Origin of the sequence: Nonomuraea fuscirosea (genome assembly GCF_035917475.1) — a bacterium.
Taxonomy (GTDB): Bacteria; Actinomycetota; Actinomycetes; order Streptosporangiales; family Streptosporangiaceae; genus Nonomuraea; species Nonomuraea fuscirosea.
Genome location: NZ_CP109074.1, coordinates 4949499 through 4971232 on the forward strand (window position 1 = coordinate 4949499; position 21734 = coordinate 4971232).

The 21734-nt window shown below is 71.6% G+C and carries 24 protein-coding genes; 9 read left to right on the forward strand and 15 right to left on the reverse strand.

Annotated elements, in window-relative coordinates:
• Positions 1 to 51: 51 nt before the first annotated feature.
• Together OIE67_RS22710 and OIE67_RS22715 are read right to left on the reverse strand one after the other, a co-directional pair.
• A complete protein-coding gene (locus OIE67_RS22710) occupies positions 52 to 693 on the reverse strand; it encodes a class I SAM-dependent DNA methyltransferase (protein WP_326643489.1) in 642 nt (213 codons plus the stop codon).
• 11 nt (positions 694 to 704) lie between these two features.
• Entirely contained in the window at positions 705 to 1763 is a 1059-nt protein-coding gene (locus tag OIE67_RS22715; protein ID WP_326643491.1) for an aminoglycoside phosphotransferase family protein, read from the reverse strand.
• 521 nt (positions 1764 to 2284) lie between these two features.
• On the opposite strand from OIE67_RS22715, the gene OIE67_RS22720 reads away from it, so the two are divergent.
• Positions 2285 to 3040: an SDR family NAD(P)-dependent oxidoreductase gene (locus tag OIE67_RS22720; RefSeq protein WP_326643493.1), complete on the forward strand. Its 756-nt coding sequence runs from the start codon at positions 2285 to 2287 to the stop codon at positions 3038 to 3040.
• Between the two features lie 21 nt (positions 3041 to 3061).
• A complete protein-coding gene (gene sigJ / locus OIE67_RS22725) occupies positions 3062 to 4054 on the forward strand; it encodes an RNA polymerase sigma factor SigJ (RefSeq protein ID WP_326643495.1) in 993 nt (330 codons plus the stop codon).
• Between the two features lie 76 nt (positions 4055 to 4130).
• Here sigJ (OIE67_RS22725) and OIE67_RS22730 read toward each other — a convergent pair whose 3' ends face one another.
• Positions 4131 to 4724 (reverse strand): LGFP repeat-containing protein, encoded by a 594-nt coding sequence (locus tag OIE67_RS22730; RefSeq protein WP_326643497.1) that lies wholly within the window; start codon positions 4722 to 4724, stop codon positions 4131 to 4133.
• 218 nt (positions 4725 to 4942) lie between these two features.
• Positions 4943 to 5548, reverse strand: a complete 606-nt coding sequence (locus OIE67_RS22735; RefSeq protein ID WP_326643499.1) for a CAP domain-containing protein — start codon at positions 5546 to 5548, stop codon at positions 4943 to 4945.
• 115 nt (positions 5549 to 5663) lie between these two features.
• On the opposite strand from OIE67_RS22735, the gene OIE67_RS22740 reads away from it, so the two are divergent.
• A complete protein-coding gene (locus tag OIE67_RS22740) occupies positions 5664 to 6203 on the forward strand; it encodes an LOG family protein (protein ID WP_326643501.1) in 540 nt (179 codons plus the stop codon).
• Between the two features lie 188 nt (positions 6204 to 6391).
• Here OIE67_RS22740 and sigJ (OIE67_RS22745) read toward each other — a convergent pair whose 3' ends face one another.
• Positions 6392 to 7330, reverse strand: a complete 939-nt coding sequence (gene sigJ, locus OIE67_RS22745; protein WP_326643503.1) for an RNA polymerase sigma factor SigJ — start codon at positions 7328 to 7330, stop codon at positions 6392 to 6394.
• Between the two features lie 137 nt (positions 7331 to 7467).
• Here sigJ (OIE67_RS22745) and wrbA point away from each other — a divergent pair, with 137 nt between their 5' ends.
• Positions 7468 to 8076, forward strand: a complete 609-nt coding sequence (gene wrbA, locus OIE67_RS22750; RefSeq protein ID WP_326643505.1) for an NAD(P)H:quinone oxidoreductase — start codon at positions 7468 to 7470, stop codon at positions 8074 to 8076.
• Between the two features lie 495 nt (positions 8077 to 8571).
• Here the strand turns inward: wrbA and OIE67_RS22755 are convergent, their stop codons facing one another.
• A complete protein-coding gene (locus OIE67_RS22755) occupies positions 8572 to 9492 on the reverse strand; it encodes a TIGR03620 family F420-dependent LLM class oxidoreductase (protein ID WP_326643508.1) in 921 nt (306 codons plus the stop codon).
• A gap of 452 nt (positions 9493 to 9944) precedes the next feature.
• Between OIE67_RS22755 and OIE67_RS22760 the strand changes: the two genes are divergently transcribed.
• Positions 9945 to 10883 (forward strand): LysR family transcriptional regulator, encoded by a 939-nt coding sequence (locus tag OIE67_RS22760; RefSeq protein WP_326643510.1) that lies wholly within the window; start codon positions 9945 to 9947, stop codon positions 10881 to 10883.
• 327 nt (positions 10884 to 11210) lie between these two features.
• On the opposite strand, the gene OIE67_RS22765 is transcribed toward OIE67_RS22760, so the two are convergent.
• The gene (locus OIE67_RS22765; protein ID WP_326643512.1) at positions 11211 to 12563 is read right to left on the reverse strand and encodes an alpha/beta hydrolase; all 1353 of its coding nucleotides are present in this window, start codon (positions 12561 to 12563) and stop codon (positions 11211 to 11213) included.
• Between the two features lie 153 nt (positions 12564 to 12716).
• Here OIE67_RS22765 and OIE67_RS22770 point away from each other — a divergent pair, with 153 nt between their 5' ends.
• Entirely contained in the window at positions 12717 to 13088 is a 372-nt protein-coding gene (locus OIE67_RS22770; protein ID WP_326643514.1) for a hypothetical protein, read from the forward strand.
• A gap of 596 nt (positions 13089 to 13684) precedes the next feature.
• Here the strand turns inward: OIE67_RS22770 and OIE67_RS22775 are convergent.
• Together OIE67_RS22775 and OIE67_RS22780 are read right to left on the reverse strand one after the other, a co-directional pair.
• Positions 13685 to 14707 carry an NAD(P)/FAD-dependent oxidoreductase gene (locus tag OIE67_RS22775; RefSeq protein ID WP_326643516.1) on the reverse strand — a complete coding sequence of 341 codons (1023 nt, stop codon included), beginning with the start codon at positions 14705 to 14707 and terminating at the stop codon, positions 13685 to 13687.
• Positions 14708 to 15034: 327 nt separating this feature from the next.
• Positions 15035 to 16408 (reverse strand): FAD-dependent monooxygenase, encoded by a 1374-nt coding sequence (locus OIE67_RS22780; RefSeq protein WP_326643518.1) that lies wholly within the window; start codon positions 16406 to 16408, stop codon positions 15035 to 15037.
• Between the two features lie 35 nt (positions 16409 to 16443).
• On the opposite strand from OIE67_RS22780, the gene OIE67_RS22785 reads away from it, so the two are divergent.
• Positions 16444 to 17130 carry a TetR/AcrR family transcriptional regulator gene (locus OIE67_RS22785; RefSeq protein WP_326643520.1) on the forward strand — a complete coding sequence of 229 codons (687 nt, stop codon included), beginning with the start codon at positions 16444 to 16446 and terminating at the stop codon, positions 17128 to 17130.
• Here OIE67_RS22785 and OIE67_RS22790 read toward each other — a convergent pair.
• Positions 17093 to 17857, reverse strand: coding sequence for a MerR family transcriptional regulator (locus OIE67_RS22790; RefSeq protein ID WP_326643522.1), 765 nt, complete (start codon positions 17855 to 17857; stop codon positions 17093 to 17095). The two genes, OIE67_RS22785 and OIE67_RS22790, sit on opposite strands and share 38 nt — an antisense overlap.
• 97 nt (positions 17858 to 17954) lie before the next feature.
• Entirely contained in the window at positions 17955 to 18329 is a 375-nt protein-coding gene (locus OIE67_RS22795; protein WP_106237907.1) for a winged helix-turn-helix transcriptional regulator, read from the reverse strand.
• 134 nt (positions 18330 to 18463) lie between these two features.
• Here OIE67_RS22795 and OIE67_RS22800 point away from each other — a divergent pair, with 134 nt between their 5' ends.
• On the forward strand, positions 18464 to 18829 hold the full coding sequence (locus tag OIE67_RS22800; RefSeq protein WP_326643524.1) for a DoxX family protein: 366 nt from the start codon (positions 18464 to 18466) through the stop codon (positions 18827 to 18829).
• A gap of 11 nt (positions 18830 to 18840) precedes the next feature.
• Here the strand turns inward: OIE67_RS22800 and OIE67_RS22805 are convergent, their stop codons facing one another.
• The 4 genes from OIE67_RS22805 to OIE67_RS22820 are packed head-to-tail and all read right to left on the reverse strand — an operon-like array spanning position 18841 to position 20869.
• The gene (locus tag OIE67_RS22805; protein ID WP_326643526.1) at positions 18841 to 19260 is read right to left on the reverse strand and encodes a methyltransferase domain-containing protein; all 420 of its coding nucleotides are present in this window, start codon (positions 19258 to 19260) and stop codon (positions 18841 to 18843) included.
• A 34-nt stretch (positions 19261 to 19294) separates the two neighbouring features.
• Complete coding sequence (locus OIE67_RS22810) at positions 19295 to 19951, reverse strand: maleylpyruvate isomerase N-terminal domain-containing protein (RefSeq protein ID WP_326643528.1); 657 nt, start codon at positions 19949 to 19951, stop codon at positions 19295 to 19297.
• 59 nt (positions 19952 to 20010) lie between these two features.
• Positions 20011 to 20421 carry a VOC family protein gene (locus OIE67_RS22815; protein WP_106237896.1) on the reverse strand — a complete coding sequence of 137 codons (411 nt, stop codon included), beginning with the start codon at positions 20419 to 20421 and terminating at the stop codon, positions 20011 to 20013.
• A gap of 10 nt (positions 20422 to 20431) precedes the next feature.
• Positions 20432 to 20869 carry a helix-turn-helix transcriptional regulator gene (locus tag OIE67_RS22820; protein ID WP_326643531.1) on the reverse strand — a complete coding sequence of 146 codons (438 nt, stop codon included), beginning with the start codon at positions 20867 to 20869 and terminating at the stop codon, positions 20432 to 20434.
• A gap of 82 nt (positions 20870 to 20951) precedes the next feature.
• On the opposite strand from OIE67_RS22820, the gene lexA reads away from it, so the two are divergent.
• Positions 20952 to 21608, forward strand: coding sequence for a transcriptional repressor LexA (lexA, locus tag OIE67_RS22825; RefSeq protein ID WP_326643533.1), 657 nt, complete (start codon positions 20952 to 20954; stop codon positions 21606 to 21608).
• The last annotated feature ends 126 nt before the right edge of the window (positions 21609 to 21734 follow it).

Consider the following 21734-nt stretch of genomic DNA (forward strand, 5'->3'; position numbering starts at 1 on the left):
ATGTCTCACCACTCCGACGAACCAGCGCCCCGGAATGTGACGCGTCCCGGCTCAGGCATGACCGGGACGCGCGAACAGCATCGCCCCGGGGACCTTCTCGTCGAGGTGGACCAGCAGCTGCGCCTCCACCGTGAACCCGGCGTCGCGCAGCAGGTCAGCCACCCGCTCGGGGCGGCGCCGGTGCACGTGCACCTTCATCGGATGCCCGCCGTACCCGCTCGTCTTCAGCACCGACCCGTCACCGACGTGAAAGCCCGCCAGCAGCACCCCGCCCGGCCGCAGCACCCGGTGGAAGTGCCCGAAGACGGCGGGGATGTCGGCGTCGGGCACGTGGATCAGCGACCAGAACGCGAGCAGGCCGGTGAGCGAGGCGTCGGGGAGGTCGAGCTCGGTCATCGACCCGACCTCGAACCGCAGGCCGGGGTGGTCGCGCCGGGCCACGTCGATCATGCCGGGCGAGAGGTCGATGCCGAACGCGTCGGCGCCCAGCTCCCGCAGCTGGGCGGTGACGTGCCCGGGCCCGCACCCGACGTCGGCCACCGGGCCGTCCCCGGCGGCGCGGACCAGGTCGGCGAACAGGGCCAGCGCCGCGCGAACGTACGGCCGCTCACCCACCGCCCCGCGCAACTGGTCGGCGTAACTGGATGCGACCGTGTCGTAGGAGGTCCGGGTGTCGGTCAGCCAGTCGTCCATGCGCCGAGACCTTAGCCGAGGAGGCTCCTCCCATGGCGGGTTCTGAGCCAGCGCAGGGAGGCGAGACCCAGGGCGACCATCATGTCCACCAGGCGGTGATCAGTTTTCGGTCCCGCCGAGGTGGCGGTGCGAAGGAGAAAGCCGGAGTACGCCACCAGCACCGCGTCGATCTGAGCGGCGTCCAGGCCGCGGATCAGCGGGTGACGCTCGGCGATGGGCTGCGGATCCAGGCCACTGAGCGACACGCCCGACAGCAGCGTCACCAGGTCACCGTGCGCGGCGCCGACCCAGGCGTGCGGCCAATCGACGACGAAGACGCGCCGTCCGTACAACATGATGTTGAACGGGTACAGGTCGCCGTGCAGGAGAGTGCGGCCGGTGAGGGCGGGCGCGCCGCGTTCCTCCAGCGCGGCCAGCTCGTCGAGATGCCGAGCCGCCCACGGGGAGATCACCGCAAGCTTTTCCCGCCCGGCGGCGGCCCGTTCCGAGGCGGCGCTCGTCGCGGCTGTTGCGGTGGCGTTCGCCAGGGTCGTCCAGCCTCCCAAACGTGGCCGGCCGAGCAGTCGTTCGTCCATCGGGGACGGCGTCAAGGCTTGGGTCAGGTCGGTCACGGCTGCCAGGACGTGTTCCAGTTCGTCGGGCTGCCACGGCTGTGCGGGCAATCGTCCGGGGATGTCCTCGAAGACCAGCGCCACCCAGTCGCCGTCGTCGTACGCGTCCAGCAACCGAGGCGCCGGCACCGTCCGGGGCAGCGTCCGCGAGATCGCGATCTCCCTGCGGTGGAAGCCCGCCACCGCGGGCGCCGTACGGGAACTGGCCGCCTTGACGAAGGCGCGGCCCCCGTCCGCCAGCCGCACCCGCGCGGCCAGCCCCTCGGAGAAGCCTCCCGGCTGGCTGACCGCGCCGGTCACCCTGCTGCCGAGCAGCCGTTCTATTCCGGCGGCCACCTGCCAGGGCACCGCCGACCACGCGATTCTGCGGCCACCCGTGGCGGGCGGAAGCGCGGCGTGGATCGTGTTGTCATCCGTTGCGCTCGTCGTCGCGCCCCGCGCGTCCGGTGAATTCTCCACCACACTCCTTCTGGTGACGACGCGCGGGGCGAGTGCGGGCTCGCGGCGGAATCCGTCAGGCACCGCCAACGGGGACTGGTTTCATACGCGGTGCGGAAACCGCCGCGGCCCGCGGCCTCATCAGGCCGGCCGGTTTACCACCAGTTCCAGCCGCCGCCCCAGCCTCTGTCCCAGGGTCCGCCCCAAGGGCCGCCCCAGCCGCCCCACCAGCGCCTGCGACGGCGGCAACGACGACGACGCCAGCGGCGCCGCCCGCAGCCGCCTCCTTCGTGGAAGCCGCTCGATCCAGCCATCGTAGTCCTCCCCCCGGTTACCACTTTCCAAATAGGACAATATCCCCGCAAATCGCATCAAACAGGGATATATCCACTTATTTCGCTTAGCTTGACGGGGAATTCACTACGTAAAGTCAGCTGCGTTCCACATCCGATGACCTTGCCGGCGGCCGGCCATGCCGCGCCCGCCCATGTGAGCTCGCTCACACAGCGTCACAGCAGGACGCGGAGCCCGTCTTAGAGGGCATGACGAACACCGAACAGACCACAGAACACACCACGGCGCTGATCACCGGCGGCAACAAGGGACTCGGTCTCGAGACGGCCAGGCGGCTCGGCGAGCTGGGCTGGACGATCTTCCTCGGCTCGCGCGACGAGGAGCGCGGCAGGACGGCCGCCGCCAAACTGGCCGCGGACGGCGCGAACGTGGTCATGGTGCCGCTGGACGTGACCTCGGACGAGTCCGTGGCCGAGGCCGTACGGCGCGTCCGCGAGCACACCGACCGGCTGGACGTGCTGGTCAACAACGCCGGCGCGCCGGGGAACGTGGTCACCCCCGCCGACGCCACGGCCGACGAGCTGCACGGCGTCTACGACACCAACGTGTACGGCCCGGTCAGGGTCACGCACGCGTTCCTCCCCCTGCTCAGGGCGGCGGCCAACCCGCGGGTCGTGATGGTGTCCAGCGGCGGCGGCTCCTTCGCTGTCGTGACGGATCCCGACCAGCCCGTCTCGAAGATGCACGAGCTCGCCTACAGCTCGTCCAAAGCGGCGCTGAACATGATCACCGTCCGGTACGCCCAGGCCCTCCCGGAGATCAAGTTCAACCTGCTCACCCCGGGAGAGGTCGCGAACCGCAAGTACACCGCGACCGACATGAACCATCACACCGGCCAGCTGACGGTCACCGAGGGCAGCGACCCGATCGTCAAGCTCGCCACCCTCGGCCCCGACGGGCCGAGCGGGATCTTCATCGACCGCCTCGGCCCCGTCGCCTGGTGAACGCCGCCCCGGATACCCTGCTTGACGTCGTACGGAAACGAGAAGGCCATGGAGATGAGCGGCGGTAGACCGGCCGGCGCACGGGAACCCCTGCCCGAGCCGGCGGACGAGACGGGCACGACCGCGTACCGGCCGCTGCTGTTCTCCATCGCCTACGGGATGACCGGGTCGGTGGGCGACGCGGAGGACATCGTGCAGGACGCGTTCCTCGGCCTGACCCGGGCGCGCCGGGCGGGCACCGTGATCGCGGACCTGAAGGCGTACCTGACGACGGCGGTGACACGGCTGGGCATCGATCATCTGCGGTCGGCGCGGGTGCGGCGGGAGACGTACGTGGGTGACTGGCTGCCAGAACCGGTCGTCGTGCCCGCCGACGGCCAGGGGCCGGCCGAGCGCGCCGAGCTGGCCGACTCGCTGTCGATGGCGTTCCTCGTGCTGCTGGAGTCGCTGTCGCCGGTGGAGCGGGCGGTGTTCATGTTGCGCGAGGTGTTCGGGTACGGCTACGAGGACGTGGCCAGGATCACCGGCAAGACCGAGGTGAACTGCCGCCAGATCTTCGCCCGCGCCAGGCAGCACATCTCCGCCGGGCGCAAGGTGCGCGGCGGTCCCGCGCAGCGGGCTGCGGGCGAGGAACTGGCCCGCAGGTTCTTCGAGGCGGCCGCGGGCGGCGACATGGACGCGCTGCTCGGCCTGCTAGCGCCGGACGTGGTGCTGCACGGCGACGGGGGCGGCAAGGCGCCGTCGATCGGGAACCCGGCGGCGGGGTCGGTGCGCGCCGCGCGGATGCTGGTCGGGGGGCTGCGCCGGGCCAGGAAGCTCGGCGTCCTGCCCCGGCTGGCCTGGGTCAACGGGCGGCCGGGCGCGGTGCTGTACGACGGGGACGGACGGGTGGCGGCCGTGGTCGAGCTCGACGTCGCCGACGGCGTGGTGCAGGCCATCCATTCGGTGGCCAACCCCGACAAGCTCGGCCACATCGGGCCGGTGTCCGACGTCGGGCTGCTGGGGGATACGTGAGGGTCCCGGGCGGGTGGCGGTCCTTGGCTCGCGCTCTTACCGGACGGGCCCGGGAGGGGCGGGCCCGAGGGGGTCATCAGTAGGGGGCCTTGACGGAGGTGGCGATGCTCCAGGGGCCGCAGTCGGAGCTGAAGGTGCCGCGGTCGCAGCCCTGCACGATGAAGGCGGCCCTGAGGACTCCGCCGTGACCGTTGGAGGTCATGCAGACGCCGTCCTGGCAGCTGGGGTTCACCGAGTACACGCCGCTCCACGGGGTCAGCCTGCCGACCTTCACCTGCGTGGCCTTGCCGCCGTTGATGCTCCAGCGGACGTTGAAGAAGTCCCAGTCGCGGCCGAGACCGCTCCAGCGGAAGACGGCCTTGCCGCCCGCGTAGTAGGCGCGGACCAGGGTGCCGCCGCCCAGGTTGGGCGACCAGACGATCTTGCCGTTGCGGAAGGCCTGGTACGAGCCGCGCTTGCCGGCGTAGCCGTACTCCTTGGTGGTCGGGCAGCCGTAGACGCTGCGCTCGCCGCCGTTGGAGCGCCACAGGTCACCGACGAGGCTGCCGGCGGGCGCGATCAGGGCGGGGTCACAGGCCGTGGCGCTTGCCGGAGCGGCGGTGACGGCGACGGCCGTGGCCGCCGTTCCGAGAGCGGTGAGGAGGCCGAGGAAGGCACGGGAGCGCGACATCGGATTGATCCTTTCGTAGTGGCGACATCACTATGTGTAACTCGGACCGCTTGCATCGAGGCGACAGGGGTTTGCGCCGTGCTTGCCATCCGCTTTCCGCCGGCCCGGACTCGCGGGCCGGCGGGATCATCAACGCCGGCCGGATCATCTACGCCGGCCGGGTTCTCAGCGTCGGCGAACTGTCGGTGCCAGCGGAGTCCTCAGCGCTGGCGAAGTCCTCAGCGCTGGCAGCGGCCGAAGTCGACCACGTACGTGCCGCCGCCAGGCGAGCCCGCGCCCGCCGGGTCCGCCGATCCGGCCGCGACACCCACGCCGAGGTCCTTCAGGGTCGGGCTGAGCACGATCTGCCGGTGCCCGTACGTGCTGACGTGCACCCACCAGCGCACGGCGGCCCGCGGCGTGCCCGCTCCGGTGCCCCAGCCGGTGTAGGTGGTCTCGGCGTAGGCCCAGGAGACGGGGTTCGGGCAGTAGCCCGCGGCCGTGATGCGGCTGCCCGGCGTGGAGCCGGTCTGCGGGTTCCGGTGCGAGTCGGCGCCCGGCCCCCACCACTTGATCGAGGCGGCGGCAGCGGCGTGCGAGACCGCCGCGTTGGTGAGCGGGGTGTTGACGGTCAGCGGGCCGAGCCCGACCGCGGCGCGCTCGGCGTCGATCAGGCAGTGCACCGCCTGCTGGAGCATGGCGAGGTTGGCGCTGGTGGGGGCGCTGTCGTAGTACGCCGACGCGGCGGCGCAGTTGGGCGCCGCGACGGCGGGCGTGCTCAAGGCCGGCAGGACGCCCAGGGCGACGACGCCGGCGGCGCCGAGAAGGCTGAGGGTGCGATTCACCGCGATCTCCTTGACTGGGGATGAACGTCCTCCAGTGATAAGGCGGCGACCCCGGTCAGGGCATGAGTAGGTACGCCCTACTCAGGCCGGGAACGCACCTCGTACGGTGGAGCGCATGAACATCTGTGTCTTCCTTTCCGCCGCCGACCTGTCCGAGACCTACACCCGCCCCGCCCGCGAGTTCGCCGAGCTGATCGGCAGGGGCGGGCACACGCTGGTGTGGGGTGGTTCGGACGTGGGCCTGATGAAGGTGATGGCGGACGGCGTGCACGCGGCGGGCGGGCTGCTGATGGGCGTGTCGGTGGACTTCCTGGCCGCCAAGGCGCGCCGCGGCGTGGACGACATGGTGATCGCGGCCGATCTCGGCGAGCGCAAGCGGCTGCTGCTGGAGAAGGCCGACGCCGTGGTGATCATGGTGGGCGGGACGGGCACGCTGGACGAGGCCACCGAGATCCTGGAGCTGAAGAAGCACGGGCGCACGGACAAGCCGGTCGTGCTGCTGAACACGGCGGGTTTCTACGACGGGCTCAAGCAGCAGTTCCGGCGGATGGAGGACGAGGGCTTCCTGCCGCGCCCCCTCACCGACCTGGTCTTCTTCGCCGAGGAGCCGGTGGGGGCGATGGCCTATCTGGAGGAGTCGTCCGGCGTGCGCTGACCACCGGCGCGAGAACCCCCTGCGCTGACCGCCGGCGATCCCGCCGAGATCCCGCCGAGATCCCGCCGAGGAGAGGACGGGGAGACGGCGAGGATCGGCGGCCCGCATCAGCCCTCCGATCGGCGGCACCCGCGTCAACCCGCCGCTCGGCGGCACCCGCGTCAATCCGCCGATCGGTGGCACGTGCGTCAGCTCGCCGTCCACGGCCGCAGTTTGTCCGGGTTGAGCACGGCCCAGATGTGGGTGATCCGGTCGTCGGCGACGTCGAACGCCATCACCGACACGGCGAGGCCGTCCTGCTCGGCCACCAGCCCCGGCCGGCCGTTGACCGTGCACTCCGAGATCACCAGGTCGGGCAGCGCGCCGGCCCGGTCGGCGAAGAAGCGGGCGACCGGCTCGGCGCCGCGGACCGGATGCGGGGCCGCGGTGACGAGCCCGCCGCCGTCGCCCGTGGCCGTGACGTCGGGGGCGAGCACGCCGATGAGGGCGGCGATGTCCTTGCTCTCCCATGCCTCCTTGAAGGCTCGGACGAGGCCGGCGTGCCGGTCGGCGGGCGGCGCGGGGGTCTGCGCGTGGCGGACGCGGCGTCGGGCGGAGGTGGCCAGCTGACGGCAGGCGGCCGGAGTGCGACCGACGATCTCGGCCACCTCGGCGAAGGGGTAGCCGAAGACGTCGTGCAGCACGAACGCGACCCGTTCCGCCGGGGTCATCGATTCGAGCACGACGAGGAAGGCCATGGTGATCGACTCGTCGAGGGTGACCCGATCGGCCGGATCGGGCGGGACGCCGCCGGGCCGTCCGCCGACCAGTTCGCCGTGGTCGGGCAGCGGCTCGGGGATCCACTCCCCCACGTACCGTTCGCGCCGCGCCCGGGCCGAGCCGAGCACGTCCAGACAGATCCGGCCGGCCACCCGGGTCAGCCAGGCGGCCGGCGAGTCGATGGCCTCCCGCTGCCGCGGCGACATGGCGTACCAGCGGGCGTACGTCTCCTGCACGACGTCCTCGGCGTCGGCCAGCGAGCCCAGCAACCGGTAGCCGAGTCCGATCAGCTGGCGGCGCTCGCTCATGAGCGCGCTCAGGTCCGGGTCGGGCCGGCCGTCGTCCGGTGGTGCGGATGGATGGGTCATGGTGTCGCCGGATTCCTTCTCTCTCACCCTCGTACGACGACGCGTCGCGCCGGAATGTGAGGCCGGCGGGTCACCTCACATCGCGCGGGGCTGTGTCGTCGTACCGGCGGGAATCGCTGAAGGAAGGACACATCATCATGGAACCCGTGAACGTCGCGGTCATCTACTACAGTGCCACAGGTCGCGTGCACGCCCTGGCCCAGGCCGTCGCCGAGGGCGCCGAGAAGGCCGGTGCGAACGTACGGCTGCGCAAGGTCGCGGAGTCGGCCCCGCCGGAGGCGGTCGGCTCCAGCCCCGAGTGGGCGGCGCACCTGCGGGAGACCGCGGACGTGGCCGAGGCCGGTCACGACGACCTGCTCTGGGCCGACGCGGTGCTGTTCGGCACGCCCACCCGCTTCGGCAACCCGGCCAGCCAGCTGAGGGCCTTCATCGAGACCACGGGGCCCCTGTGGTTCCAGGGCAAGCTCGCCGACAAGGTGTACTCGGCCTTCACCGCCGCCAACACCGCCCACGGCGGGCACGAGTCGACCATCCTGGCGCTGGGGAACACGTTCTACCACTGGGGCGGCGTCATCGTGCCACCCGGCTACACCGATCCCGTCCAGTTCGAAACGGGCAATCCGTACGGGACCTCGCACGTGGCCGGGAACGGGATGCCCAGCGAGGTCACCCTCCAGGCAGCCCGCCACCAGGCCCGCCGCGTCGTCGACACCACAGCCCGCCTCAAAGCAGGCCGCGCCGCCTGATCCCACACCGTCCAGGCGGGCGCGGACCACACGGCGCCCGCCCAGGCGGTGGTCGCCCAGACCGCTCCCGCCTGGGCGACCACCGCGCCTGGGCGGGCGCGGGCGGCAGCGACAGCACGCCGCAGTTAGCCGGACCTGTCCGCCGCGGTGAGCCGACATGACGGCGCGATGACCCGGCAAGCTCGGCACGATGCCCTAGCAGGCCCGGTGTGGTTACCCAGCAGGTCCGGCGCCGTAACCCAGCAAGCTCGGTGTGGTGACCCAGCAGGCACCAGTTGGAGCCGTTCGACGGCGCCTTCGTGGTGGAACGCGCCGTAGACGAGCGGCCGGGGTGAGCCCTCCACGAGCCGGGCGGAGACATCCTGGCCCGCCCACTCCGAGCGCGCCAGCGTCACAGAACCCAATCCGCCGAGCCATGTCGCCGATCGTGGCGCCGGGTTCTCAGAGTCGCGCCGGCGTTGTAGGGCATGTCGGTGTCGCGATTGGCAGGGCCGGTCAGTGGAGGTCGCGCAGGGCCGGGGCGAGCCATTCGGCCTGGTCGACGCCGGTCGCGAAGTCGGTGCCGATCGGTGGCAGGAGCGCCACGTGGTCCGCGCCGGCGGCCAGGTGCTCGCCTGCCTTGGCTGCGATCGCCGCCGGTTCGCCGTGCGCGATCATCGTGTCCACCAGCCGATCGCTCACCTCGGCGATCTCCTGCTCGGAGAAGCCGAGCCGGGCCACGGCGGCCGCGAACCACGGCTGGGCGAGGCCGGCCGACACCCGCTCCCGTGCGCCCTCCCTGGCCCGGGCCGGGTCACTGTCGGGCACCATGGTGAGCCCGACCACGAGCAGCTTGTCCGGGCCGAGCACCTGCCGGGCCTGCGCGGTGAACGCGGGCGGTCCCCCAGCGGGCAGGGCGCCGTCGGCGAGTTCGCCGGCCAGCGCGAGCATCTTCGGGCCGTTCGCGGCGATGATCCGCGGGTACGGCGCGTCCGGCGCGGGCGGCATGGTGGGTCCATCCATCCGGTCGAGATAGTCGCGCATCTTGCTCAGCGGGCTGCCGAATTCGCGCCCGGTGGCGGTGGCCTGCTGCGGGTAGCCGCCGCCGATGCCCAGCACGAACCGGCCGGGATAGGCCTGAGCCAGCACGGAGGCCGCGCCGTGCAGGGTCTCCGGCTCCCTGGCCCAGACGTTGGCGATGCCGGTGCCGAACACCGTCCGCCGGGTGGCGGCCAGCAGCACGGCGAGTTGCACGAGGGCGTCCTTGCCGCCGACGGTCTCGTTGGTCCAGACGGTGCGGTAGCCGACGGATTCCAGCCGGACGACGGCCGCGCGCTGCCCGTCAATGTCGATCGGGCTGGTGAGCGAGGCCGGCAGAGCGATGCCGACCGGCCCCAGGGCCCGGCGGGCCGCGTCGACGACAGCGTTGTTCCCCATGAAAATCCTCCGAACTGCTCAGCGTGTACGTCCCGGCCAGCGCACCGCCGTTGAACACATCCCGAAAAACGCATCCCGTTGGACGCACCTCGTTCGGCCCACCCCGTTGGACGCACTCCGTTCGGCGCACCCCGTTCGACGTGCCCCGTTGGACGTACCTCGTTCGACGTGCCCCGCTCGACGCACCCGTTGGACGTGCCCCGTTCGACACACCGTTACGACGTGCCCCGTACGACACACTCCGTACGACGCACCCCGTACGACGTGCCCTGTTCGACGCGTGCGGAGAGGACGGCCCGAGGGGGCCGTCCGGCGGTGTCCGCTGGTGTTTCCAGCTTGTGGCCGAATGGTGCTTCCGGTCCAATGAACGTTCCGCAAGGGGCATCCCGATTCGTGCATCACCGCAGCCAGCGGGAGCCGCAGAAGGTGGCGGGCAGGGATACGCTGATCTCATGCCCGACGCGCCGCGGCCCCCTGAGGACCTCGATCTGCGGCTGGTGCGGGCCTTCACCGTCGTCGCCGGGCACCGGCACTTCGGCCGGGCCGCCGCCGACCTGCATCTCACCCAGTCCTCGCTGAGCCGGCAGATCGGCCGTCTCGAACAGCAGGTGGGCGCCCGGCTGCTCGACCGCACCCCGCAGGGCACCCGGCTCACCGAGGCCGGAGAGGTGTTCCTGCCGCTCGCGGCCGCGCTGCTGCGTTCCGCCGAGCGGGCCACGGCGTCCGCGCGGGCCGCCGCGCGGCCCAGCCGGATCGTCGTCGGCTACATCGGCAACCTGACGGTCGCCCCGGCGGTGCGCGACCTGCGCCACCGGCATCCCGACGCCGAGGTGCGCATCCTCCACCTGCACTGCAAGGAGCCCCGCGCCGCGCTGCTCGACCACCGGGTCGACGTGGCGCTCGCCCGCCTGCCGTTCTCCACCGACGGGCTGCACGTCACGGTGCTCTACGACGAGCCCAGGGTGCTGCTCGTACCCGCGGATCACCGACTGGCGGGCAAGGAGGCGGTCACCCTCGACGACATCGCCGACGAGCCCATCCCCCGGGCACCTGACTTCGACCCCGCCTGGAACGCCTTCTGGCGCGCCGACCCCCGGCCGGACGGGAGCGCGGCTCCCGACGGTCCGCTCATCCAGCAGGACGAGGACAAGCTGGAACTCGTCGCCGGCGGGCAGGCCGTGCTCATCGTCCCGGGCGGCGCCGTCGTGAGCGGCCTGCGTTCCGACCTCACCACAGTGCCGCTGGAGGGAGTGGAGCCCAGCCAGGTGGTGCTGGCCACCCGCGCCGGCGACCGCAGCCGCCTGGTGGCGGCCTTCCGCCGCAGCGCCGAAACCCACCTCACTGGTACGACCGGACCCACCACCAATCCGGCAGATCCCACCTCCGATTAAGGCCGGATCCACCGCCGGCCTCGCCCACGGTGGAGCCAGACCCAGCGCCAGCCCGACCGACGCCGGAGCCAAACCCTCGCTTGCTCAGCCGGTTCCGCCGCCGATGCGACCGATCCCGCCGCCAGTGCGGCCAGACCCAACCGACGCTGGAACAGACCCGCCGCCAGCCCGACTGAACCCACCCGACGCCAGAGCCGGACCCTCGCCGGCTCGCCGGTTCCGTCTCCGGGTGCGGTCTCGCCGTTGGTGTGGACGGAGCCGTGAGGCGCCCCGGCTGAGGGGCGGGTGGTGTTGTCCGGCGGAGCTTCGGTCCGGGGCGTTGCTTGTTCAGAGCTTGCAGCGGGTCCCTGCGGCCGGGACTTCGAGGTCGATGAGGTACTTGGCCACGACCTTGCCCACGCAGGCGTTGCCGGCCAGGAGGGCGCCGTGCTGGTCGCCCTCGACCGTGAGCAGGCCGCCGCCCAGCGCCTTGGCCAGGTTGACGCCGCCCCGGTGGGGCGTGATGGGGTCGTTCGTGACGGAGACCGTCAGTGTTCCGGGCAGGCCCTTGATGTTCGTGGCGTACGGGTAGCCGAGCGTCGGCTTGACGGGCCAGTGCTCGCAGCCGTCACGTGCCTGCTTGATCGTACGGCCGTGGTCGGTGAACGGGGCCGCCTTGAACCATGCCCCGTTCATCGCTGTCTCCTGCTCCGGCGTGTGGCGTTCCTCGTCCAGGCAGTTGATCACCAGGGTGGCCTCCAGCGAGCCGCTGTAGTGGCCGTCGGCGCCACGCTCGTGGTAGCCGTCGCGCAGTTTCTGCAGGGTGTCGCCCTTGCCGGCCTTGAGTTCCGCCATGCCGGCGATCGCGGCGGGCCAGGCGGCCGGGCCGTACATCGCCGCCGTCATCCCCTCGACCGCCTGCTCGAACGTCAGCCCGCGCCCGTCGGACGTCCGCGCCGGCTTGTCGATCAGCGGCCGGACGAGTCGCTGGAACGCCTCGGTGGCGCGCTTCGGGTCGGTGCCGAGCGGGCAGTCCGGCCGGGTGGCGCACGACGCGGCCATGCGCTCGAACGAACGCTGCAGGCCGGTGGCCTGCTGGACGCGCCGCTCGTACGTGCCCGCCAGCGGGTCCATCGCCCCGTCGAGCACCAGCGCGCGGACGTTGCGCGGGAACATCTCCGCGTACACGGCGCCGAGCCGGGTGCCGTAACTGGTGCCCGCGAAGGAGAGCTTCGCGTCGCCCAGGGCCTGGCGCAGCACGTCCATGTCACGGGCGACGTCGCGGGTGCCGACGCGCGCGATCACCTGCTTGCCGCCGGAACGTGCGGCGCACTGCTCGACCAGCCGGCGTGTCTCCCGCTCGGTCCAGTCGTCCAGGCCGGCCGGGGTCGAAGAGAGCTTCGCGCCGTGGTCGCGCTGGGCGTCGGTGTAGCAGTCGAGCGCCGGCTTGGAGCCGCCGACGCCGCGCGGGTCGAACCCGACCAGGTCGAAACGCTCGGTGATCGGCGATTTCGCCCATATGGCGGCGGTCAGGGCGGCGTGCGTGGTGCCGGGGAAGCCGGGACCGCCGGGGTTCAGCACGAGCGACCCGATCCGATCCCCGCCACGCGCGGGCACACGCAGGAGCGCGATCTCCGCCTGCCGGCCCTTCGGTTTCCGGTAGTCGAGCGGCACCTTGAGTCGCGCGCACTCGGTTTTCACGACCGGCGCTCCAGGTGGCAGCTTGGGCGGATCGCACGGCTTGAAGACCAGTTTCTGTTGGTAGAACCGCGCCAGGCCAGCGCTCCGGGCCACATCCCGCTGGCCGGCCTGCCTGGACTGAACGACTCGACCAGCTTGGCTGGACTGCACGCCTTGATCAGCCTGCCTGGACTGAACGACTTCACCAGCCTGGCTGGCCCGACTGACTCGTCCGGCCAGAGCGACTTGCCCGACGATATTGGCCTGGCCGACCTGACTGACTTGGCCGGTCTGGGCGGCTTGCGCAGCCTGCCCGACTTGGCCGGTCTGGACGACTTGGGCAGCCTGACTGACTTGGCCGGTCTGAGCGGCGATGGCTGGGACGGTGAGCCCGTCCATAGCCACGGCCTGCCGGCCGTTCGGCGTGCTCTGACCGGACGCCGGGGTGGCGTAGGCGCCGAGGAGCAGCGTCAGCGCTGCGGTGCCCAGGGCGGCAGCCGGTTTCCTGCGATATGGCATGCGTTTTCTCCTGTTGCCGGAGGATGATGGCCGACGGGGACGAGTCCTGACGAGTCCGGACATGTCCGGTGGGCTCGTGGCCGTTCCGAGCTGCTCGGCCACGGACAGCCGGCCGGCGCGCTCGCGACGGAACGGCGAGGTCGTACGCCTCCCCGAACCGCACGCCCCTGCGTCGATCTCGGGGGCGAACCCGCGTCGGACTCGGCGTCGGCTTGGGTACAGCCAAAACCATGACGTCGCGTCCAAGTCAACGCGCGTCAGGCGGCAGGCAACACAAGCTGTCCGTCGGCGAACGAACCGGCGAACGAACCGGCGAACGAATCGGCGGACGAATCAGCCCATGAATCGGCCGACGAACCGACGATCCACGGACGAAGCAGCCGGCGAACCGATGGTCCACGGACGAAGCAACGGTCGCGCCGACTAACGAAACGGCGGACGTATCAGACAACGAATCGGCGGACGAAGCAGCCGACAAACCGACGAACGAACCGACGGTCCGCAGACGAAGCAGCGGCCGCACCGACGAACGAAGCGGCGGACGTATCAGCGAACGGATCGGCGGGCGTATCGGGGAGAACGGCGGACGTGTCGAGGGTCGGCCGGGGTCGTCGCCGGAGGGGTCAGTGGAAGCGGTCCGGGCGGCAGCCGGCGAGTTCGGGAGCCTGTGCCCCGGTGAGGATTTCGGTGCCGGCCAGGCGGCCGGCTGCGGCGGCCAAGGTGATCGCCGAGTGCATGACGGCGACGTACAGGCCATGTGTGCCGGCGGGGCGGCCGATGATCGGTTCCTCGTCGGCGGGCATCGGCCGCCAGCCGATCTCGGCGGAGAGGACCTTCGTGTCGTCCGCTCCGGCGAAGGAGGCGGCGAAGCGGCTGCGGACCCGCTGGGCGGTGGCGAGGAGCGCCGCCTGGTCGGTCTCGCCGTTGTACGCCACGGGCATGAGCACCGTACCGTCGTCGAGTTGCCGGGCCTCCAGCGACGACGTCGCGACGATCGTCCGGACCAGGCCCGGCGCCGCACTCAGCCGGACGAGTACGGCGGGCGACGGTGCGACGGGCAGGGGGACGCCGATTCCGGAGCACAGGGCGACCGTGCCGGTGCCGGCGGCCAGGACGACGGTCTCGGCGGGCAGGAGCCCGGCGGTGGTACGGACGCCGCTCACCGTGCCCGCGCGATGGTCGAGGGCGGTGGCCGGCACTCCCGTCAGCACCCGTACGCCCCGGTCACGCGCGGCGGCGACCAGCAGCTCGGTCGTCGCGACCGGGTCGAACGCGGCGTCCTCCGGGTGGTGGACGGCCGCGGCCGGAGGGTCGAGCAGGTGCGGTTCGAGCGCTCCGACGTCGTCGATGCGTGGCCCCGTTCCGTCGAAGCCGTCCCAGGTGATGGAGCCCGTCCAGCGGATCGACAGCTCGGGAAGCTCCTTCTCCAGCCGCCGGTACTCCTCCAGCGCGAGGTAACGCAGCGGCGCCGAGGGCAGGTCGCTGACGGCCGGCCGGCCGATCCAGGCGAAGGAGGCGCGGGTGGCGCCCGAAGCGGGCAGGCCCGCGTCGATCAGCGTGACGGGCCGGCCGCCTCCGGACAGGTGGTACGCCAGGGACGCCCCGACGATGCCGGCTCCGACCACCACGATTCCACGATCCGTCATTAAAGCGTTCTAGCAGCCGACGCCGTCCCCGCGAAACCGGATTTTTCGCCGCGAGAGGTGATATGTCGGGCCCACTGAGCAATTCGGCCTGTTGAGCAAGTCGGCCTGCTGAGCGCCGGGCCTCGATCGCCTCACGTTTCGGCCGTCTCGCGTCTCGGCCGCCTCACGTTTCGGTCGCCTGGTCTCGATCGTCTCGCGTCTCGATCGCCTCGGGTCCCGCGAGAAGGTGACGGGTCCGCGGCAGCCCGGAGGTGCGTCCGCGTCCGCCCGGAGGCAGGCCCGAGTCCACCCCGAGACGATGTCAGTCGTACGAGCGACGCCGGCGCGTCACTCGTACGAACGGCTGATGAACCCGTCAGGGCGGACCAGCACCGTCCCGTACGGCCAGCCGTCCACGACATGCACCGGAACATCGGCCTCCACCCCAGGATCGGCCGTGACGACGCACCACCGCGATCCGACCAGGTCCAGCGTGGACACCCCGTCGGCCACCCACAGGTGCGGCAGGCGGGACCCGGGCGACCCGTCGAAGTCGAGGGCGACGTCCTCGGTGGAGGGGAGCTCCGCTCCGCCGTACCGGTACCCCATGTGCACCACCGGCGCGTTCATCGCCCCCACCGCCTCGCGCGCTCGCGCCATGTCCTGCCCCCAGTGCAGGGACGGGTCGTTGAACCGCAGGCGCGCCTGCTCCATCGTCATCAGCGCCACCGGGTGGCGCTCCTCGTGGTAGGTCTCCAGCAGTTCGGGCCCGGCCTCGCCGCGCAGCACGTGCGCGAGTTTCCAGGCCAGGTTGTGCGCGTCGGCGACGCCGGTGTTCAGCCCGAACGCGCCCAGCGGCGGGATGGCGTGCGCCGCGTCGCCCACCAGGAAGACCCGCCCGGCGGAGAGGCGGTCGGCCACCTGACCGCGCCCGCGGAACCTCAGCACGCTGCGGATCTCCACCTCGACCGACGGGTCGCCGAGCGCCGTGCGGATGAGGTCGGGGGTCGGCTCGGTGTCGAGGGTGGTGAGGAAGACCCACTCGCGTTCGCCGTCGACCGTCACCAGCAGGCCGGGCGCGTCAGGATGCTCGATGTTGCACATCGCGAACGGCTGCTCCGGCCGCAGCTCGGCGCGGAACAGCACGCTCGTCGTCTCCCTGCCCATCACGCCGGGACCGGTGACGCCGAGGCCGAGGAGATGCCGGACCCGGCTGCGCACGCCGTCGGCCGCCACGAGATAGCGCGCCCGCACCACCCGCCCGTCGGACAGGGTGGCCGTGACGCCGTCGGGGTCCTGCTCGAACGAGTCGAGCGCCACGCCGAACTCCACGTCGCCGGCTTTGGTGATCAGTACGCGGTCGAACCGGTTCTGCGCGCAGGTGCCGCGGATCCTGGCCGGGGTGTAGGTGAACTCGGTCTCGCCTCTCGCCTTCCACGCCACGCCTTCGGTGAAGTCGGCCTCGGCCAGCGTACGCCCCTTGATCTTGCCCGCCCGCAGGTCGATCGCGGCCTCGTTGACCGCTTCCGCCAAGCCGACCTCGCGCAGGATCTCCACCGTGCGCAGCCCGATGCCGTTGGCCCTGGGGTGGTGGGACAGCTCGGGTTTCTCCTCGACGACCAGGGGTTTGACGCCGTGGTGGCGCAGCAGCACCGCGAGCATCAGCCCGACGGATCCGCCACCGGCGATCAGAACATCAGTGGATACAGTGTGCCCGTTCATGGGAACACTGTATCCACTCCGGTAGAGTCGTGTCCATGCCGCTTGTCTGGGAGCGTGAGCCGTACCGGCCGAAGAGGCAGGCCCTGAGCGTGGAGCGCATCGTCGTCGTGTCCGTCGCCATCGCCGACGCCGAGGGGCTCGACGCGCTGTCGATGCGCCGCGTCGCCGCCGAGCTGTCGACGGGCACGACATCGCTCTACCGCTACGTGGACAGCCGCGACGACCTGCTCGACCTCATGGCCGACGCGGTGCAGGACGACCAGGTGCCGCTGACCGGCGACTGGCGCGCCGACCTGGAGGCGTACGCGCACCACGAGCGCGAGCTGTGGCTGCGGCACCCGTGGCTCGCCCCGCTGCTGGCGACCCGGCCCTCGCTCGGCCCCAACTGGCTGCGCGGCCTGGAGCGCGCCCTGACCGCGGCCGCCCCGCTGACCGCGGACGTCGCCGCCGCCGGCTCGGTCGTCGGGCTGATCAGGGATTACGTACGGGGTGCGGTCATGCGTGAGCTCGCCGAGAAGCAGACCCGGCAGCGCACCGGCCAGACCGAGGACGAGTGGCGCGCCGACGTGGCCCCGTACATGATCAAGATCATGGAAAGCGGCGCCTATCCCCGGGTCGCCGCCCTCACCGCGACCGCCGATCTGAGCCCGGCCGAACAGTTCGCGTCCGGTTTGCGGAGCATCCTCACCGGGATCGCGGCCTCTCATCCGACGGCGACGTGAGCCGGCTCATCACCCGCTCCACGAACAGCTGGTTCACGCGGTGCTGCTGGTCGTTGAGGTTGCGCTCCCCGTACGCGGCGAGCATCGAGGAGACGTCGGCGCCGAACTCGACGTCGGGCCAGTTCCGCAGCAGGGGCAGATACCGCGTCACCATGTCGTCGGCCAGCCGCTCGACGGTCTCCTGCGGCGTGTCCGGGCCGAGTTCGCCGAAGCGCCGGACCAGGTCCGCCGTGGCCGGGGTGAAGAGCGCCTGCTCGGCCATGGCGCCGGCGAGGGCGGCGGTCTCGTTCTCACCGATCAGGTGCGAGATCAGCAGGAGCTGCTCGTACTCGTGGCGCGCCACGTCGGGGGCGACGCCGGCCTCGATGACGGATCCGTAGTCGGCCATCTCCGGCGGCAGGTCGGGCGTCGCGCCCTGGTGGCGGAGCCGGGCGATGGCCGCCCGCCGGCTGGTGAGCCGCTCGATCTCGGCGACCGCCTGCCGGTCCAGCTCGTCCAGCACCTCCTCGGCCACCTGAGGATCGTCCAGAACGCGGGGCAGCTCGGCGAGCGGCAGGCCGAGCTCGGTCAGGCGGCCGATCCGCAGCAACCGGACCAGATGGCGTACGTCGTAGTCGCGGTAGCCGTTGACCGAGCGCTCGGGCTCATCCAGCAGCCCGATCTGCAGGTAGTGCCGCACGGTCCTGATCGTGACGCCGGCCAGCGCGGCCAGTTCACTGCTGCGCACCGGTCCCCTCCTTCGGCTCTCGCGGCGCCCCTCCGCCGGCGCGGCCCGTCATGACCGCGCACCCGGTGATGTCATGGCGGGCACGCTACCTCCTGACTCAGGTACGGGCCTCGTACGCCGCCCGGCTGGCCTCCATGTGCGAGACGTGCTCGATGGCCCAGCCGGCCAGCGCCAGCGCGGGCGGGATGAGGCTCTTGCCGGTCGGCGTCAGGGCGTACTCCACCCGCGGCGGCACCTCGGCGTGCACCGTACGGGAGACCAGGCCGTCGCGTTCGAGGTTGCGCAGGGTCAGGGTCAGCATGCGCTGGGAGATGCCGGGAACCTGCTGGTGCAGGTCGGTGAAGCGGAGGCTGCCCCGGTCGAGGGTGGCCACGATCAGCAGCGTCCACTTGTTGCAGATACGGTCGAGGACGGCGCGGAGCGTCCGGCCGCCGTCTCCCCGGATCATGCAGGTGTGCTCGTACTCCGACACGACAGCCTCTTGTGGGTAACGCACACGTGTGTGCCTTTTGTAAGGCCTTCGATAGTGACGCATCATGGGGCTGCCCCACCAGAGGTAACCGTCGTGGCCGACGCCACATCAGCAACCCCCGAGGTGTGCCTTACATGGAGATTTCCTATTGGGTCGTCGCCGCGCTCCTGGCCCTCATGTACCTCTACTCCGGAGGCAAGAAGGTCGCCCAGGACAAGGAGCGGCTGCGGCCGATGATGGGCTGGGTCGACACCGTTCCGATGCCGTACGTCCGCGGGATCGGCACCCTGGAACTGCTCGGCGCGGCCGGGCTCGTCCTGCCGCCGCTGACCGGGATCGCGCCGTGGCTCGCCCTCGCCGCGGCGATCGGTTTCGTGCTGCTCCAGATCGGCGGCATCACGCTGCACCTGAGCCGGGGCGAAGCGCGGCTGATCGGGCTCAACGTCGTCCTGCTGGCCGCCGCGGTGGTGGCCGCCTGGCTGGCCACCGTCTGGCTCTGACGGGGACCCGTTCAGTCCCGCGGCTTGCGCCACACGATGCTGTAACGCCACAGGAGGTGGCGGCGGTACGCGGAGCCGGGCAGGGCCTCGGCGGCCAGCGCCCGCATCTCCGGGTACGTCACCGGCGGCGGCCACACCGTCGGTGACGGATGCTCCCAGTGCTCCTTCGTCGCCCGGTGCAGCCCGTTGGCGGCGACGGCGGCCAGCTCGCGCGGCAGGTCCCCGGGCATGGTGCTGCGGGCCAGCCCGAGGACGGCCGCGTCGGGGTCGATGCCGGTGACGTGCGGCACGACCCGCCGTAACTCGCGGGCCAGCGTGCCCTCGCCGCAGCCCACGTCGAGGGCGCTCTTCGCGCCGTCGGGGACCGCGCGCAGGATGCGCGGGTGGTAGTGGATGTTGTGGTTCCACCGCTTGCCGTTCCGCACCGTCATGTGATCATCCCGTCGGTCAGGGTGGCGCGGCACGTCATCCGAGCACGAACGGCAGCCTGCCGGCCAGGTCGCCCAGCTCGGCCCGCTCCGCGTCGGTCGGGGCGCGCCGTCCGGTGCCGACCAGCAGCGCGTCCTCGTCCGAGAACGACGCGGGGAACGGCGTCCCGGCGATCTTCTCCAGCATCTCGCGGGAACGGGCCGCGCCCTCCGCCGGCGGTCCAGGCAGGTGCGGGACGTGCGCGCCGAGGTCGAGGTGATGCAGCGTCCACTCCAGCACGTACGCGCCGAGGTAGTCGCCCGCCGTGAGCACCACGTCCCGCGTTTCGACCCGCAGCGCCGGATCGGCGAGACGGGCGGCCCGGCCGGCGGCGGACCCGACGTCGTCGAGGTGGAACATGAGCAGCCGGGGCTCCTCGTACGCGGCGGCCAGCCGGACGGTGAGCGCGTCCAGCGGATCGTCACCGCTCGGCGGCGTATCCGAAATCTCCCAGTACGTCACAGCGTCACGGGTCGGCTCCGCCTCGGCCGGGGTGGCCAGCGTGATCAGAACGTCCTGCGCGTCGATGACCAGGTGACACACCAGATCCCGGACGAGCCATCCCCGGCACCCGGACGGCCGCGCGAAGTCCTCCTCACGAAGCTCGCCGACCGCCGCGAGCAACGCGTCCCAGGAGCGCGAGAAGAGATCCACCCCGGCAACGTAATGCGATCCCGCCACGACAGCCAAACCAGGCCGCCCGGCGCGGGCGGTTACGCCTTCGGCTCCTGGGCGATGCGGATCATGGTGCCGGAGGGGTCGCGGACGGCGCAGTCGCGGGGACCCCACGGCTGGTCGGCCGGCTCTTCCAGCACCTCGGCGCCGCACGCCCGCACCTTCTCGAAGGTCGCGTCGAGGTCGTCGGTACGGAAGATGAGCATCGGCATGACACCCTTGGCGAGCAGCTCGCGCAAGGCGTCGCCGTCGGCTTCTGACCGGCCGGCGTGCGGCTCGGACAGGACGATCTCGAGGCCAGGCTGGGCCGGGCTGCCGAGGGTGACCCAGCGGAACCCGCCCGAGGAGACGTCGTTGGTCACGTCGAGCCCGAGCCCGTCGCGATAGAAGGCGAGCGACTCCTCCACGTCGTTGACGGTGACGTGACAGTACTGCAGTGCGATGGACATGAGGTCGACGCTAAGCGGCGGCTTCGCGTCCCGCCTCCCTCCGGAGCTCGGCTTGCCTGACCGGGCGGGTGCGCACCTTCGCCACGCACGGGGGCATGGCCGTCTCGGCGCGGTGCTCGCGGGCGCGGTAGGCGCTCGGCGTCTCCCCCACCAGCTCGGTGAACCGTGAACTGAACGAGCCCAGCGACGTACATCCCACCGCCATGCACGCGTCGGTCACGCTCATGCCCGCGCGCAGCAGGGACATCGCCCGCTCGATGCGGCGGGTCATGAGATAGCTGTAGGGGGTCTCGCCGTAGGCCGCGCGGAACCGCCGCGAGAAGTGCGCCGGCGACATGAGCGCGTGGCGGGCCATCGCCGCCACGTCGAGCGGCCGCGCGTAGTCGCGGTCGATCAGATCACGCACCCGCCGCAGCCGGACCAGGTCGGCCAGGTCTTCCGCAGTCATGCAAGGAATATACAACCGCCCGCCGACAGGCAGTCGGCGGCGCTCACGGCGGACCCGCCGGACCACCTCTACCATCTCAACCGTGACCGCCTACGACGCCGACCCGTTCGACCATCTCGACGCCGCCGCCCTGCCGCCACGCCAGCAGCGCATCCTGGCCGCCATTCAGGACTGGGTGACCAGGTACGGCTACTCCCCGAGCACGCGCGAGCTCGGCCAGGCGGTCGGGCTGCGCTCGCCGTCGTCGGTGTCGAAGCACCTGAGAGACCTGGAGGACAAGGGCTTCCTGCGAAGGGGCGCGTCGATGACCCGGCCCATCGACGTCCGCCTGTTCCTGCGCGGCCCGGCGGCGGGGACGTCCGGCGACCTGGTGAGCGTGCCGGTGGTCGGCGACATCGCGGCCGGCGTCCCCATCGCCGCGGACGAGCACCTGGACGGCGCCCTGACCCTGCCCCGCGACCTGACCGGCCGCGGCAACGTCTTCGGCCTGCGCGTCCGCGGCGACTCGATGATCGACGCCGCGATCTGCGACGGCGACCTCGTCGTGGTACGCCAGCAGCCCGAGGCCCACTCGGGTCAGATCGTCGCGGCGATGATCGACGACGAGGCCACCGTGAAGGTCTACCGGCGGCGCGGCGGGCACGTCCTGCTCGAACCGCGCAATCCCGCGTACGACGTCATCGACGGCGACCGGGCCGTGGTGCTCGGCATCGTCGTGTCGGTGCTGCGCAGCGTGTGAGCGTCGCGGCTGTGCGGCGGCTCAGTTACGCACCACCGGCCAGCGCCTTTACGTCGTAGATTCCGGCAATCCCGCACATCGTCCCCCGATCCTCCTACTACGATCGTTTTACCGAGTGACTGAGGA